Origin of the sequence: Arthrobacter sp. NPDC057259, assembly GCF_042668995.1 — a bacterium.
Lineage (GTDB): Bacteria > Actinomycetota > Actinomycetes > Actinomycetales > Micrococcaceae > Arthrobacter.
In genome coordinates this window covers 258,817-273,838 of record NZ_JBHUYA010000004.1, presented here as the reverse complement: position 1 = coordinate 273,838, position 15,022 = coordinate 258,817, and the positions used below count along the sequence as shown (strand labels likewise).

Below are 15,022 nucleotides of genomic sequence, written 5' to 3'. Positions count from 1 at the left end.
GGAATTCCGGGACCGGCGCGGCTTTCTTGTATCAGTTGAACGGCGCTAAATCACCAGCGAGAGCAGCATCACGAAGCCGAAGCCCACCACGGAGATCAGCGTCTCCATCACGGACCAGGTCTTGAAGGTCTGCCCCACGCTCAGGCCGAACAGTTCCTTGACCAGCCAGAAGCCGGCGTCGTTGACGTGCGAGAGGAACAGCGAGCCGGCACCGATCGCCAGGGCCAGCAGGGCGGCGTGGGTGGGGGACAGCGAGCTGGCCAGCGGACCGACGATACCGGCCGCGGTCACCGTGGCCACGGTTGCCGAGCCGGTGGCCAGGCGCAGCGCCACGGCCACGATGAAGCCCAGGACCAGGACGGACATGTTGGCGCCCTCGGCCCACTTCTTGACCGCGTCGCCGACGCCGGCGCCGATCAGGGTCTGCTTGAAGCCTCCGCCGGCGCCGACGATCAGCAGGATCGCGGCAATCGGGCCCAGGCTCGCGCCGATCTTGGTGGTGATCTTGTTGCCGGTGAAGCCGACGGCGTAGCCGAAGGTCACGATAGCGAGCAGCACCGCCAGGGTCATTGCGACCAGCGGCTGGCCGACGAAGTCGAAGAACACCCGCGCCGCGGGGGCGGTCTTGGGGTCCGGCCAGACGATGTCCACGACGGCCTTGAGCAGCATCAGGACCACCGGGAAGATGATGGTCAGCAGGGTCACCAGGAAGCTGGGCTGGCGCTTGACGCCCTCCAGGTCGGCCCCGTGCCGGGTGTCGATGCCGCCGGCAACCTCGGGGGCACCCACCGGCACCCAGCGGGCGGCGAGCCGGGCGAACAGCGGGCCGCAGATGATGACGGTGGGGACGGCCACCAGCAGGCCCAGGGCCAGGGTGGTGCCCAGCTCGGCCTTGACGGCGCTGATCGCGATCAGGGGTCCGGGGTGCGGTGGCACCAGGCCGTGCAGCACGGACAGGCCCGCCAGGGCGGGGATGGCGATGCGCATCAGCGGCATCTTGGACCGCTGGGTGACCAGGACGATCACCGGCAGCAGCAGCACCAGGCCGATTTCGAAGAACATCGGCAGGCCGATGATGACGGCCACCAGGGTGATGGACCAGACCACGCGGTTGCCGGTGGCCTTGGCCAGCAGCGTGTCCACCACGCGGTTGGCGCCGCCGGAGTCGGCCAGCAGCTTGCCGAGCATGGCGCCGAGGGCGATCAGCAGGCCGACTTCCTTGAGGACGCCCCCAACGCCGTCCTCGAAGTTGCTGATGATCTTGGCCAGTTCGACGCCGGAGGCCAGGCCCACGAACGCGGAACCGAGGACCAGGGCCAGGAACGGGTGGAGCTTGAATTTGGCGATCAGGACGACGATGAGCGCGATGCCCACGGCGGCGACCACCAGGAGTTGGGTGTCGTGGCCGGACCAGGCCTCGACGGCAGCGGGAAGCTGCAGGGCAAGAGATTTCACAGGGTATTCCTAAAGGGAGGGGGTGGCCGGAAAGGTCAGAGCGCGGCGGTGCCGGCGGCCTCGAGGTGGAGCCGGTCAATGATTTCCTGGGCCTCTTCGGCGGGCGTCGCGCCGACCGAGAGGGTGATGGCGTTCTCGTCCGCGGCGGGCTTTTCCAGCGCGTCGAACTGGGAGTCCAGCAGCGCCGGCGGCATGAAGTGTCCGTGCCGGGAGGCGAGCCGGTCCGAGATGCGGTCCTTGCTGCCCTCGAGGAAGACGAAGGTGACGCCCTCCCCGCGGAGCACATCGCGGTACCGCTTCTTCAGGGCCGAGCAGGTCACGACGCCGGGCCGGCCGGAGTCGGTGTGGTCCCGGATCCATTCCGCGATGCGTTCGAGCCAGGGCCACCGGTCCTCATCGGTCAGTGGCTGGCCCGAGTGCATCTTGGCGACGTTGGACTCCGGGTGCAGGTCATCGCCCTCGGCCAGATCCCAGCCGAGGCGCCCGGCCAGCAGGCCCGCGACGGTGGATTTACCGGATCCGGAGACGCCCATGATGACAAGGACGGGGTGCTGCGCAGTCTTCGCCATTAAAGTCTGCCTTCCATAAATATGATTTAAACATGGTCAGCATATGGCAGTGGGGGCGGGCAAACAAACACTAGAACCCGGCGATGGTCTCCGGCCCGTTGACCGCCACGACGTGGAACGCCTCGGCGCTGCGGCCGGCCGGCAGTCCGCCGCGCTGCGCGGTGGACCGCAGGAGCCCCCGGACGGTGCGGTCCATGGCGTCGACGTCGGGGTGCTGGCTGACGTGGACGTGGATGGCGGCGAGCTTCTGCTCCACCTGGCCGGTGACATCGACGAAGTGGTTCTCCCGCTCCTCCGGGCCGGCGAAGAGCCACAGCCAGGGAAGCTTGTAGGCCTTCAGGCCGGCGGCGGCCAGCTCCGGGTACGCGAGCGGGTTCTCCACGGCCGGGTAGACCGCACGGGTGACGGCCTCCCCCACGGCCAGGTGGTCCGGGTGGCTCTTCTGGATCCGGGTCCAATTCCGTTCCGGGTGCATGGCGAGCACGACGTCGGGCCGGACCGTGCGGATCAGCCGGACCACGTCCCGGATCACCTCGTGGGTGGGTTCGAGGTAGCCGTCGCGCTGGTGCAGGTAGTGGATGTCGGTGACCCCGACGAGGCCGGCGGCGTGCTGCTGCTCCTCGATCCGCTGCCGCACTATCTCCTCACGCGTGTCCGGGTCGAAGCCGCCGGCGTCGCCGTCGGTCATGATGCAGTAGCTGACCTCGACCCCGGCCGCGGTCCAGGCCGCGATGGTGCCGGCGGCGCCGAAGTCGATGTCGTCCGGGTGCGCGGTGAAACAAAGCACCCGCCCGATCCGGTGCTGCGCCGGGTCGAACGGGCTTTGCGCCGAAGTGGCGGTGGTGTTCAAATGCCTAGCCCTTGCGTTTGTTGATCTCTTCGGTGGCCTGTGGCAGGACCTGGAACAGGTCTCCGATGATGCCGAAGTCGGCGATCTCGAACACCGGCGATTCGGCGTCCTTGTTCACCGCCACGATCACCTGGGCGGTCTGCATGCCGGCCTTCTGCTGGATGGCGCCGGAAATCCCGGCGGAGATGTAGAGCTGCGGGGAGACGGTCTTGCCGGTCTGCCCGATCTGGGCGTCGTGGCCGATCCAGCCCGCGTCCGTGGCGGCGCGGGAGGCGCCGACGGCGCCGCCCAGGGCGTCAGCGAGCTCCTCGAGCGGGCCGAAGTTCCCCTCGACGCCGCGGCCGCCGGCCACGACCACCCGGGCCTCGGTCAGGTCGGGACGGCCGCTGGCGGCCTTGGCGCTGCGGGAGACCACGCGGGCCGCGGCGCCGGCGTCGGCCGGTACCTCGACGGTGGCGGTCTGCGGCGCCGTGGCCTCGGCGGCGGGTTCGGCGGTGATGCTGTTGGCCTTGACGGTCAGCAGCGCCACGGCGGTGGTGGCGCGGGCAGTGGTGGTGTAGGACCCGGCGAGGACCGGCTTGTGCGCGGTGCCGTCCGGATCGACGGCGACGACGTCGGTGATGACCCCGGCCTCAAGCTTGATCCCGGCGCGGGCCGCGATCTCGCGGCTTTCGGCGGTGTTGTCCAACACCACGGTGGTGGCCCCGCTCTCCCGGACGGCTGCGGCCAGGAAGGCGGCCTTCGGGGCGACGAGGTAGTCCTCCAGGTCCGCGGCGGAGGGCCGGTAGAGGACGTGGACGCCGTAATCGCCGAGCGTGGCTGCGGCGCCGTCGTGCAGCTCGCCGGTGACGGCGGCGGAGGCCTCGCCCAGGCTCCGGGCGAGGGTGAGCAGTTCCAGGCTGGACTTCTTCAGCGCCTCGCCCGGGTTGTCAATGAAAACCAGTACGTGTGCCATGGATGATCCCCTTAGAGCAGCTTCTGGGCGGCGAGGAAGTCGACCAGCCGGATGCCGGCGTCGCCCTCGTCGGTGATGATGGTCCCGGCGGTGCGCGGCGGGCGGGCCTCGGCGGTCTCGACGGCGGTCCACGAGCCGGAGCGTCCCACCTGTGCCGGGTCGACGCCGATGTCCGCGAGGGACAGGGTGGTGATGGTCTTCTTCTTCGCCGCCATGATGCCCTTGAAGTTGGGGTAGCGGGGGTCGTTGATCTGGTCCGTGACCGAGACGACGGCGGGAAGGTCCGCCTCGACGGTGAGCGCGGAGGTGTCCCCCTCGCGGCGGGCGGTGAGGGTGCCGCCGTCGATCTCCAGGCTGGCCGCGAAGGTGACCTGCGGCAGTCCCAGACGTTCGGCCAGCTGCGCGGGGACCAGCGAGGTCTCCCCGTCGGTGGAGGCCATGCCGGTGATGACGAGGTCCGCTGGCGCGTCGGCGCCGAGGTGGCGGACGGCGGCGGCGAGGGCCAGGGAGGTGGCGGCCGCGTCGGAGCCGGCGAGGGCGTCGTCGGAGAGGTGCACGCCCTCGGAGGCGCCGATCTGGAGGGATTTCTTGATGGCATTGACGGCCCCCGCGGGTCCCATGCTGAGCGCGATGACCTTGTTCCCGGCGGCCTCGCCGCCGCGGGCCTCGATCAGCTGCAGGGCCGCCTCGAGGGCGTACTCGTCCAGCTCCGAGAGGATGCTTTCGGACCGGTCCAGGGTGTTGTCCGGGCCGCTGAGGTGGCGGTCGAACTGGGCGTCCGGTACGTGCTTGACCAGCACAATGATCTTCAAGGGTTCTTCCACTGTGTCTACAGCAGCCTTCCGTGCGGGGGCAGCCAGCCCGGTGGGTGGTGGCCTGGGAGCGGTTCCCGGCGCGGCCGGGTCTTCCTAGCTAACCATATAGCGGCGGCCACTTCCGGCCGGGGTTAAGCCGGATGTCAGGAAGGGGCCGCCCGGTACCTTGCGGTTCCGGGCGGCCCCTTCCTGGTGCGGGTCCCGGCCGTCGCTGCGGCCGGGCTGTTGCCAGTGTTAGTGGTTCTGCTGTTACTGGTCGGCTGCGGCGCCCAGGGTGACGTCCACCTGCTTCTCCTGGCCGCCGCGGAGGACGGTGACCTTAACGGTGGCGCCGGCGGCCTGTTCGCGGACGGCTGCGGTGAGCTGGTTGGGGTCGCTGATGACCAGGTCCTGGAACTTGGTCACGACGTCGCCGACCTTGATGCCGGCCTTGTCCGCGGCGGAACCGGGCTCCACCGTCGCGACGTCCGCGCCCACCGAGAAGCCGGAGGCGGAGGAGCCGGAGGGCTTGGCCTTGACGCTGACGCCCAGCTGGCCGTGGCTGGCCTTGCCGTTGCTGATGATCTCCTGGGCCACGCGCTTGGCGTTGTTGATCGGGATGCTGAAGCCGACGCCGATGTTGCCGCTGCTGCTGCCGCTGCTGGAGTCACCGCCGGCCGAGGCGATGGCCACGTTGACGCCGATGATTTCGCCCTTGCTGTTGACCAGGGCACCGCCGGAGTTGCCAGGGTTGATGGCCGCGTCGGTCTGGATCACGTTGATCGAGATGCTGCCCTGGTTGCTGGTGCTGGGCGCCTGGCCGCCGCCCGGAGGGGCGAACTGGAAGCCCTGGTCACCGCCCTGGGAGTTGTCCGCGCCATCCTTGGGGGCGGCGGAAGACGCGACGCTGATGGTGCGGTTCAGGGTGGAGACGATGCCGTCCGTCACGGTTCCGGTCAGGCCCAGCGGGGAGCCGATCGCGACGGCGGTGTCGCCGACGTTCAGCTTGCTGGAGTCACCCAGGCTGGCCGGTACCAGGCCGCTGGCGTTGTCCACCTTGATGACGGCGAGGTCCGAGAGTGGATCCGTGCCGACGATCTTCGCGCTGTAGACCTTGCCGTCGTTGAGGCGGACCTCGACGGCGGCCTTGGCGGTCTTGCCGTCCAGGGTGACGACGTGGGTGTTGGTGAGGATGTGGCCCTCGCCGTCGAGGATGATGCCGGAGCCGGTGCCGCCCTCGGAGCCGCTGGTGGCCTTGATGGTCACCACGCTGGGCGAGGCCTTCTGCGCCGCGGCGGTGATGGCGTTGACGTCGTCCTTGTTATTGACGATCACCGTGCCGGGCTGGGTGCTGCTGCCGGTGGAGGAGACCTGCCGGCCGCCGATCAGGGCGCTGCTGCCGGCCACGACGCCGCCGCCCACCAGGCCGGCCGCCAGCATGCTGGCGATCAGGACCGGGACGCCGAAGGCGGCCTTGCGCCGCGGCGCGTTGTTGGGGTGGTTGAACGAGGAACCGGGAGCGTGCTGGGGGTGGGCCTGGTGGGACTGCTGGCCGGTCCAGCCGGCAAAGTGGCCCTGCTGGTTCTGGTGCTGGCCGTGCTGGTGCTCGCCGTAAGCGCCCGACTGCTGTCCCGGGGCGCCGAACTGCTGCGTTGGCGGGGACGGGTTCTGGGCTGACGGGTTCTGGCCGTAGGCCGGCTGGTGCTGCGGGTAGACCGGGCGCGGGGCGTCCTGGCCCGGCTGGTCAATCCGCATCGTGGGGTTCTCCTGGCCGGAACCCTGCGCAGGTGCGCCGTACCGGTCCGTGCCCTCGCCCGGCTCCCGCTCCGGCTGTGCTGGATCCGGCGAGCCGCCCTGCAGTGGGTTCTCAGTCATGGAACTTCCTTTCATCCGTGTCTGCCATTAACTATGGTCGCTCAGACTGGTACAACTGCGGACATTCGCTGGGAGGTTCCTGAACGCCGCGGCTTTTCGCTGGTGGCATATTCCCGGCGATGGACTGCCCCCGGGGGGCACCATAGAATCAAATGGAATTGCCACAGCGACCTGCGGCTTCACACCTGCGTGGGGGCGCTGCCGCAGTTCTGGGACGACCGGCACGGACCGTGCCGGCCACCGAGGCGCTGAAGGGTTTGCAGATGCGGTCAATGATGAAACGTTTCCTCGCGGGGGTTGGGGTCGCCGGCCTGCTGGTCCTGCCCGCCGCGCCGGCCCTGGCCGAGGACCCGGTCACCATCCCCTCCGGCCAGAACGTCGTGGACAACGCCAACGTGTTGGGAAGCCGCAAGGGTGAAGTCCAGGACGCGGTCCAGAAACTCCTCAAGGACCACAAGTACAACCTGTACGTCGTGACCGTAAAGACCTTCGAAAACCCCGCGGACCCGAAGGGCTGGGCGCAGGCGGTTGCCACGAAGAAGGGCATGGGCCGGGCGGACGTCATCCTCACCATGTCCGACGACGGCAAATACTACTTCTCGCCGAACTCGGCCAGCGCCATCTACTCCAAAACCAGCACCATCACCCAGAACGCCATCGCCGCCAACCTCGGCGGCGGCAAGCGCGACTTCGCCCAGGCGGCCATCGACACCGCGGCTGCCGTGGGCGACGCGGCCGGCGGCGGCAGCGGCACCGTGCCCTCCGGCGCGGGAGCCGGCTCCGGCGTGCTGGTGGGCGTCGGCGTCGTCGCGCTCGGCGGCGCGGGAACCTACCTTTACCTGCGCAACCGCCGGAAGAAGGCCGTCACGGCAGGCACCGCCGGGGAGGGCCAGCAGGCCGAACTCGACCCCCTGGCCGGCCTCAGCGTGGACGAGCTGCGCCGCAAGAGCGGCTCGCTGCTGATCGAGGCCGACGACGCGATCAAGTCCAGCGAACAGGAACTCGGCTTCGCCCAGGCCCAGTACGGCGACGCCGCCGTCGGCAACTTCACCAGGGCGCTGCAGGACGCCAAGGCGCACATGACCGAGTCCTTCAAGCTCCAGCAGCAGCTCGATGACCACATCCCCGACACCGAGGCACAGCAACGCTCCTGGTATGGCGAGATCATCCGCCGCTCGGAGGCCGCCCTGGCATCCCTGCAGGAGCAGAAAGCCGACTTCGACTCCCTGCGCGAGCTGGAGAAGAACGCGCCCCAGGCCCTCGCCGCCGTCGGAACCGGGGCCCGCGAGGCAGAGACGAAAATCGCCGCGGCCGACCAGTCCCTCACGGACCTGCGCGCCCGGTACGCGGACAGCGCCCTCACCGCCGTGGCGGACAACATCACCCAGGCGAAGGAGCGGCTGGCCTTCGTCCAGAACGCCTCCTCCACTGCGCAGGACAAGCTCGACGCCGGCGACACCAGCATGGCCGCCGTGGCGGTCCGGGCCGCCGAGGAAAGCCTGCACCAGACCAACGTCCTGCTCGGCGCCATCACCAAGGTGGCCGCCAACCTCGACGAGGCCCGCAACGGGCTGGAAACCGCCGTCGTGGACACCTCCCAGGACCTCGCCCAGGCCCGCGCCATGATCCAGTCCGGCGCACACCCGGAACTCGCCGGCCCCGTGGCCGGGGTCGAGGCGGCCCTGGCCCAGGTCAAGGCCGAGATCCAGGCCGGCAAGATCGATCCGATCGCCACCCTGGAACGGATCGAGACCGCCCATCAAAGCCTGGACAGTGCGCTGACCGGCATCCGCGACCAGCAGGAACAGACCCGCCGGGCCCAGGCCTCGCTGCAGCAGAGCATCATGTCCGCCCAGGCCCAGATCAGCGCTACCTCGGACTACATCACCGCCCGCCGCGGCGGCGTCGGCACCGAGGCGCGGACCCGGCTGGCGGAGGCCCAGCGCAACCTCGACTACGCCCTGTCCATCTCCCGGACGGACGCGGTCACGGCCCTGCAGTACGCCCAGCAGGCCCACGCCCTCGCGGCGCAGGCCGCCCAGCAGGCCCAGGCCGACGTCGACCAGTTCGGCGGCTACGCCAACCAGGGCTACGGCCGGGGCGGCATGTTTGGCGGCGGCGGTGGAGGCGGCGGCCTGGGCGGCGCCATCCTCGGCGGCATCCTGATCAACTCCATCCTGCACGGCGGCGGCGGCGGAGGCGGCTGGGGTGGCGGAGGCGGCGGCTGGGGCGGCGGTGACTCCGGCGGAGGCTGGGGTGGCGGCGGCGGCGACTTCGGTGGCGGCGGCGATTTCGGCGGCGGCGACTCCGGCAGCTTCTGAGCGGACGGGAGCACGCTCACAGAGACTAGCGCCGGCGGACCCGGTCCGGCCGGCGGGTAGAGGCAGTACATCCACAGATCACCGATTCCAGTGACCCCACTGGAGAGGACGAGAGGTAGCACCATGGTTAAGCAGTCCATTTTCGGCCGCATGGCACAGCTGGCGAAGGCGAACATCAACTCGCTGCTGGACCAGGCCGAGGATCCGCAGAAGATGCTGGACCAGATGGTCCGCGACTACACCAACAACATCGCCGAGGCGGAGTCCGCCGTCGCCCAGACCATCGGCAACCTGCGGATGCTGCAGGATGATTACAACGAGGACCTCAAAAACGCCCAGGACTGGGGCAACAAGGCCCTCGCCGCCTCCCGCAAGGCCGACGAATACCGGGCCAAGGGCGATTCCGTAGACGCCGAGAAGTTCGACAACCTGGCCAAGGTGGCGCTGCAGCGCCAGATCACCGCAGAGAACGAGGCCAAGTCCGCCGAGCCGAGCATCGCCTCCCAGACCGAGGTGGTGGATAAGCTCAAGCAAGGCCTGGACCAGATGAAGAACAAGCTCAACGAGCTGACCAGTAAGCGCAACGAACTGGTGGCCCGGTCCAAGACCGCCGCCGCGCAGAGCCAGGTCCACGACGCGCTCAAAAGCATTGACATCATGGACCCGACCTCCGAGGTGGGCCGCTTCGAAGAGAAGATCCGCCGCGAGGAGGCCAAGGTCCGCGGCCAGCAGGAGCTCGCCGCCTCCAGCCTGGACGCCCAGTTCAACGCCCTCGAGGACCTCGGCGAGCAGACCGAGATCGAGGCCCGGCTGGCCGCGCTGAAGTCCGGCGGCAGCCAGCAGGCCCTCGGCGCCGGCAACGGTTCCCACACCGGCTCCACCGTGGACGAGGCCGACTTCGACAAGCTCTGATCAAGGTCCACGCCGGCGCGTGACGCGCCGCCGGACGACGACGGCAAGGGCCGGGTTCGCTGCGCAACCCGGCCCTTGCCGTACCCGGGCGTTTCCCGGCCCTGCCCCTCCTCCTTGACCCTGTGCGTCCGGCCCTGCGCTTTCTGCCCCGTGCTTCCTGCCCTGCGCATCCGGCCCTGCGCTTTCTGCGGGGCGGCATCCAGTAGCGTTGAGCCATGTCTTCGACTTTGGTTTGGCTACGCGACGATCTGCGTCTGGATGACAACCCGGCCCTGGCGGAGGGGGCCGCCGCCGACGGGCCACTGACGGTGGTCTACGTCCTGGACGAAGAGTCCCCCGGCATCCGGCCCCTGGGCGGCGCCACGAAGTGGTGGCTGCACCATTCGCTGGAGTCCCTGGCCGCCGACCTCAAGGAGGCCGGCAACCGGCTGGTGTTGCGCCGCGGCCGGGCGGACCGGATCATCCGCGACCTGGTCAAGGAAACCGGCGCGGACCGCGTGCTGTGGAACCGCCGCTACGGCGGCCCGGAGCGGGCCGTCGACGCGGGCCTCAAGGACTGGGCCGCTAAGGAGGGCCTCGAGGCCGAGAGCTTCCAGGCCAACCTCCTGTTCGAGCCGTGGACCGTCCGGAACGGCTCCGGTGGCCCCTACAAGGTCTTCACCCCGTTCTGGAAGGCCTGCCTGGACTCCCAGGACCCCCGGCAGCCGCTGGACGCCCCGCAGCAGCTCCCCGCCCCCGCCAAAACCGGTGAGCGCCGGCTGCCGGCCACCGACACCCTGTCCGACTGGGAGCTCCTCCCCCAGCGGCCGGACTGGAGCGAGGGCCTGGCTAAGGAGTGGACCCCCGGCGAGGCGGGCGCCCACGAGCGGCTGGAGACCTTCCTGGACGGCCCCGTGACCGAGTACGGGACCGGGCGGGACCGGCCCGGCATCGAGGGCACCAGCAGGCTCTCCCCGCACCTGCGCTTCGGCGAGATCAGCCCGTTCCGGGTCTGGCACGCCCTGCGCGCCCGCTTCCCGCACCACGCCCCCGCCGACGTCGGCGTGTTCCGCTCCGAGATCGGCTGGCGGGAGTTCTGCTGGCAGCTGCTGTACGAGAACCCGCAGCTGGCCACCCGCAACTTCCGGCCCGAGTTCGACGACTTCGCCTGGGACAAGCCGTCCGCGGCGGACCTCCGGGCCTGGCAGCAGGGCCGGACCGGGTATCCGCTGGTGGACGCCGGCATGCGGCAGCTCTGGCAGACCGGCTGGATGCACAACCGCGTCCGGATGGCGGCGGCCTCGTTCCTGGTGAAGAACCTCCTGGCGGACTGGCGCACCGGCGAGGAATGGTTCTGGGACACCCTGGTGGACGCCGATTCCGCCTCCAACCCCGCCAACTGGCAGTGGGTTGCCGGCTCCGGCGCGGACGCCTCCCCCTACTTCCGGATCTTCAATCCGGTGACGCAGAGCAAGAAATTCGACGCCGCGGGACGCTACCTGCGCGCCCACCTCCCGGAGCTGGCCGACCTGGACGACAAGGCCATCCACGAGCCCTGGAAGGCCGCGGACGGCGCCGGGGACTATCCGGAGCCGGTGGTGGGGCTGCCCGAGTCCCGCGCCCGGGCGCTGGAGACGTACCAGAAGCTCAAGGACGGCTGAACGAACCGGCGGCCCGGGCGGGTTTGGCCCGGCCCTGGCCCGGAACAGCGCACCTGGCCGCGGGGCCGCGGGAACGCGAAAGGCCCGGATCCTCAATGGATCCGGGCCTTTCCTTTGTTGCGGGGACAGGATTTGAACCTGTGACCTCTGGGTTATGAGCCCAGCGAGCTACCGAACTGCTCCACCCCGCGTCGCATGATCAAGCCTACCCTACGTTTGGCCCGCCCCCGACCACCGGGCCGGATTCCCCCCTCGGCGTCCCCGCCGAAACCCGGAGTCCCAGTCCGCAGTTTCCAAGCCCGGGCCCAGGACCCACAACGCCGGTTAAAGCAAGAAGTCCGGAACATTTCTGTTCCGGACTTCTTTCCAGTTGCGGGGACAGGATTTGAACCTGTGACCTCTGGGTTATGAGCCCAGCGAGCTACCGAACTGCTCCACCCCGCGTCGCACCAACAACATTACCTGCCGGTGAACGAGGGGCCAAATCGGGGCGGCGTGATCTGCATCGCACCGCCCCGGTCCCGGGGTGGCCGGCGCCCCGTCACGGGAGGCCGGCCACGAGGCCCGCGGCTACTTGGTGGGCGAGGGCGAGGCTGTCGCCGTCGGCGACGCCGTGGGCGAGGGGCTGCCGCCGCTGGCCGGCGGGGTCAGCTTCCCCTCGGCGTCGATCGCCCGCTGCAGGGCGGCGGAGAGCTTCTTCTGCTGGTCGCCGTAGGCTGCGAAGTCGCCCTTGGCCAGGGCCTCCTGGCCGGCCTTGATGGCGCTGTTCGCGTCATCGAGTGCCGCCTTGAGGTCAGCGTTGGCGTTTGAGCCGCCGGTGGGCGGGGTGGTTCCGGTGCCCGGGCCCGGGGTCGCCGGTGTCTGGCCGTTGTTCGCCGCGTCGCCCGCCGTGGCGCCGGAGCTGCCGCCGAAGAGCTGGTTCAGCGCCTCGTCCAGGGTCGGCGCGAAGCCGATCTTGTCGCCGAAGGCCACCAGCACGCGCTGCAGCGTCGGGTAGGAGGTCTCGCCCGTCGACTTCAGGTAGACCGGCTGGACGTAGAGCAGGCCGCCGCCCACCGGCAGCGTCAGCAGATTGCCGTTGAGCACCGCGGACGCGCCCTGCCGGAGCAGGTTCAGCGCCTGGGACACCGTGGGGTCCGAGTTGAACTTGTTCTGCGCCTGGCCGGGTCCGGGGACGTTGGCCTCCGGCGGGATCTGCAGCAGCCGTAGCTGGCCGTAGCTGTCCGCCTTCACGCCCTTCTGGTTACCGGCGTCGGAGTCCGCGGCGAGGAAGCCGTAGAGGACGTTTCGGGCGTTGCCGTTGACCACCTGCGGGATGAAGGAGGAGGTCAGCTGGAAGGCCGGCTTGTCCTGGTCCGGCATCTGCAGCGACATGTAGAACGGAGGCTGCTTGACGCCGTCGTCCTTCACCGTGGGGTCGTTCGGGACGCTCCACGCGTCGTTGTTGGTGAAGAAGTTGTCCGGGTTGGTCACGTGGTACCGGCCCAGCAGCTCACGCTGGACCTTGAAGAGGTCCTCCGGGTACCGTACGTGGCTCATCAGCGCCCCCGACATCTCCGAGAACGGCTTCAGCGTGGACGGGAAGATGCTCTGCCAGGCCTTCAGGACCGGGTCCTGGTCATCCCAGGCGTAGAGGGTGACGGAGCCGTCGTAGGCGTCCACCGTGGCCTTGACCGAGTTCCGGATGTAGTTCACCGAGCTGCTGGGCAGCGCGGCGGTCCGGCCCGCGGAGGTCTGCGAGTCCCGGGTGGCGTCCGAGAGCTGTTCCTGCTGGGAGTACGGGAAGTAGGGACTGGTGGTGTAACCGTCCACGATCCACTTCACGCGGCCGTCCACGACGGCGGGATACGCATTGCCGTCCACAGTCAGGTACGGGGCCACCTTCTCCACGCGGTCCTTGGGGCTGCGGTCGTAGAGGATCTGCGAATCGGCGTTGACGCCGTCGGAGAGCAGGAGGTCCGAGGACTGGAACTTCACCGCGTACAGGATCTTGTTGAAGAAGCTGCCCACGTTCGGGCCGCCGTTGCCGGTGAAGGTGTACTGCGTGCCGGCGTCGCCCTCCTTGGCGGCGGGGCGGTCCTGCTCACGGTGCGGCGCGCCGTCCGGGGCGCCGACGATCGAGTAGTCCGGGGAGTTTTCGCCGAAGTAGATCCGCGGCTGGTACGTGGTGTCTGTGCCGAGGACGCCGGTCGACGGGATGCCGGACTGCAGGAAGTCGGGCTTGCCGTCGGCGGTGAACTTGTTGCCCTTGGCCGCGACGACGCCGTAGCCGTGGGTGTAGACGACGTGCTTGTTCAGCCAGGACTGCTGGTTGCTGGCCAGGCCGCTGGGGTTCAGCTCGCGGACCGCGATCACCGTGTCCTGGATCTTGCCGTTGACCTCGTACCGGTCCACGTTCAGGGTGCTGGGGAACTGGTAGTACGGCCGGTACTGCTCGAGCTGCGAGAACGCATCGGAGATCAGGTTCGGGTCCAGCAGGCGGATGTTCGCCGTCGTCTGGGCGTCCGGGGCCAGCGCGCCGGTGGTGGCGTTGGTCGTGGCCTCATAGCGCTTTTCCTGGATCTTATCCAGGCCGTAGGCGGCCCGGGTCATGGCGATGTTGCGCTCGATGTAGGTCTTTTCCAGGGTCTGCTCGGAGGGGCGGACCTGGAACTGCTGGATGACCCACGGGTAGACGCCGCCGGCCAGGATGGAGGTGATGACCAGCATGGCGGTGCCGATGACGGGGAGGCGCCACTTGCCGATCACGGCCGCGACGATGAAGAGCACGGCCACCAGTGCGGCGGCGACGGCGAGGATCGCCTTGGTGGGGATCACGGCGTTGACGTCCGTGTAGAGGGCGCCGGCCCAGCGGCCGCTGTTGTTCAGCACGGCCGAGTAGCGGTCCAGCCAGAAGTTCACGCCCAGCAGCAGCAGGAAGGCCGCGCCGGTGACGGCCAGGTGGATCTGGGCGGCGCGGCTGGTGAAGACGCCGCGTTCCATCAGCCGGATGCTGCCGTAGAGGTAGTGGGTGAGGATCCCCGCGATGCCGGCGACGACGGCGACGCTGATCAGGAAGCCGGTGACGAAGCCCAGGAACGGCAGGGTCATCATGTAGAAGCTGATGTCCAGGTTGAACTGCGGATCATTCTGGCCGAACGGCTTCTGGTGCAGGAACAGCAGCACCTTCTGCCACTGGCTGGCGGCCGCGCTGCCGGCGAAGAGGCCGAACAGGACGGGCAGGCCGATCATGACCACGCGGCGGATCGGCTCGAGCTGGGCCTGGTAGCGGTTGAGGTTGTCCCGGATCTCGGAGTCCGGGGCGTAGACGGGCCGGGCGGTGTAGGCGATGCGGATGGCGAAGAACATGGCGGCGAACATCACGGCGAAGCCCGCCAGGAAGATCAGGATCCGGGACACGTTCTCGGTCACGAAGACTTCGAAGTAGCCCAGTTGCTGGTACCAGAGGACGTCCGTCCACACATTGGCGAAGAAGATGAAGCCCACGACGAGCAGGGCCACGATAATCAGCGTGGGCGTCAGGGCGCCTCGCCGCTGCTGTTGCCTTCCGGGTGGGACGGTGCTGGGACGGGACAAACTCGATACCTCATAGCTGGTCGTCGGTGCTGCTGTTTTTTCAGTTGTCTCTTGTGCCACGAGCGGCACGGAGGC

10 protein-coding genes and 2 tRNA genes are annotated in these 15,022 nt (G+C 69.2%); 3 read left to right on the top strand and 9 right to left on the bottom strand.

What is annotated here, in order from left to right:
* Positions 1 to 45: 45 nt before the first annotated feature.
* The 6 genes from ACFUCU_RS09025 to ACFUCU_RS09000 all read right to left on the bottom strand — a co-directional run bounded on the left by ACFUCU_RS09025 (position 46) and on the right by ACFUCU_RS09000 (position 6,498).
* On the bottom strand, positions 46 to 1,455 hold the full coding sequence (locus tag ACFUCU_RS09025) for a gluconate:H+ symporter (RefSeq protein ID WP_290255707.1): 1,410 nt from the start codon (positions 1,453 to 1,455) through the stop codon (positions 46 to 48).
* Positions 1,456 to 1,490: 35 nt separating this feature from the next.
* Positions 1,491 to 2,024 carry a gluconokinase gene (locus ACFUCU_RS09020; RefSeq protein WP_290255708.1) on the bottom strand — a complete coding sequence of 178 codons (534 nt, stop codon included), beginning with the start codon at positions 2,022 to 2,024 and terminating at the stop codon, positions 1,491 to 1,493.
* A gap of 70 nt (positions 2,025 to 2,094) precedes the next feature.
* Positions 2,095 to 2,874 carry a PIG-L deacetylase family protein gene (locus ACFUCU_RS09015; protein ID WP_377972094.1) on the bottom strand — a complete coding sequence of 260 codons (780 nt, stop codon included), beginning with the start codon at positions 2,872 to 2,874 and terminating at the stop codon, positions 2,095 to 2,097.
* A 4-nt stretch (positions 2,875 to 2,878) separates the two neighbouring features.
* Positions 2,879 to 3,829, bottom strand: a complete 951-nt coding sequence (locus tag ACFUCU_RS09010) for an electron transfer flavoprotein subunit alpha/FixB family protein (RefSeq protein ID WP_377972093.1) — start codon at positions 3,827 to 3,829, stop codon at positions 2,879 to 2,881.
* Between the two features lie 11 nt (positions 3,830 to 3,840).
* Positions 3,841 to 4,641, bottom strand: a complete 801-nt coding sequence (locus ACFUCU_RS09005) for an electron transfer flavoprotein subunit beta/FixA family protein (protein ID WP_377972091.1) — start codon at positions 4,639 to 4,641, stop codon at positions 3,841 to 3,843.
* Positions 4,642 to 4,893: 252 nt separating this feature from the next.
* Positions 4,894 to 6,498, bottom strand: a complete 1,605-nt coding sequence (locus ACFUCU_RS09000; protein WP_377972089.1) for a S1C family serine protease — start codon at positions 6,496 to 6,498, stop codon at positions 4,894 to 4,896.
* A gap of 263 nt (positions 6,499 to 6,761) precedes the next feature.
* Between ACFUCU_RS09000 and ACFUCU_RS08995 the strand changes: the two genes are divergently transcribed.
* The 3 genes from ACFUCU_RS08995 to ACFUCU_RS08985 all read left to right on the top strand — a co-directional run bounded on the left by ACFUCU_RS08995 (position 6,762) and on the right by ACFUCU_RS08985 (position 11,371).
* Positions 6,762 to 8,819: a TPM domain-containing protein gene (locus tag ACFUCU_RS08995; RefSeq protein ID WP_377972087.1), complete on the top strand. Its 2,058-nt coding sequence runs from the start codon at positions 6,762 to 6,764 to the stop codon at positions 8,817 to 8,819.
* A gap of 123 nt (positions 8,820 to 8,942) precedes the next feature.
* Entirely contained in the window at positions 8,943 to 9,731 is a 789-nt protein-coding gene (locus ACFUCU_RS08990; protein ID WP_290255714.1) for a PspA/IM30 family protein, read from the top strand.
* A 215-nt stretch (positions 9,732 to 9,946) separates the two neighbouring features.
* Positions 9,947 to 11,371, top strand: a complete 1,425-nt coding sequence (locus ACFUCU_RS08985) for a cryptochrome/photolyase family protein (protein ID WP_377972084.1) — start codon at positions 9,947 to 9,949, stop codon at positions 11,369 to 11,371.
* A gap of 117 nt (positions 11,372 to 11,488) precedes the next feature.
* Here ACFUCU_RS08985 and ACFUCU_RS08980 read toward each other — a convergent pair.
* From ACFUCU_RS08980 to ACFUCU_RS08970, 3 genes are all read right to left on the bottom strand, one after another.
* Positions 11,489 to 11,562 (bottom strand) — tRNA-Met (locus ACFUCU_RS08980).
* A 179-nt stretch (positions 11,563 to 11,741) separates the two neighbouring features.
* A tRNA-Met gene (locus ACFUCU_RS08975) sits at positions 11,742 to 11,815 on the bottom strand.
* A gap of 126 nt (positions 11,816 to 11,941) precedes the next feature.
* Positions 11,942 to 14,947, bottom strand: a complete 3,006-nt coding sequence (locus ACFUCU_RS08970) for a UPF0182 family protein (protein WP_377972082.1) — start codon at positions 14,945 to 14,947, stop codon at positions 11,942 to 11,944.
* Between the last annotated feature and the right edge of the window lie 75 nt (positions 14,948 to 15,022).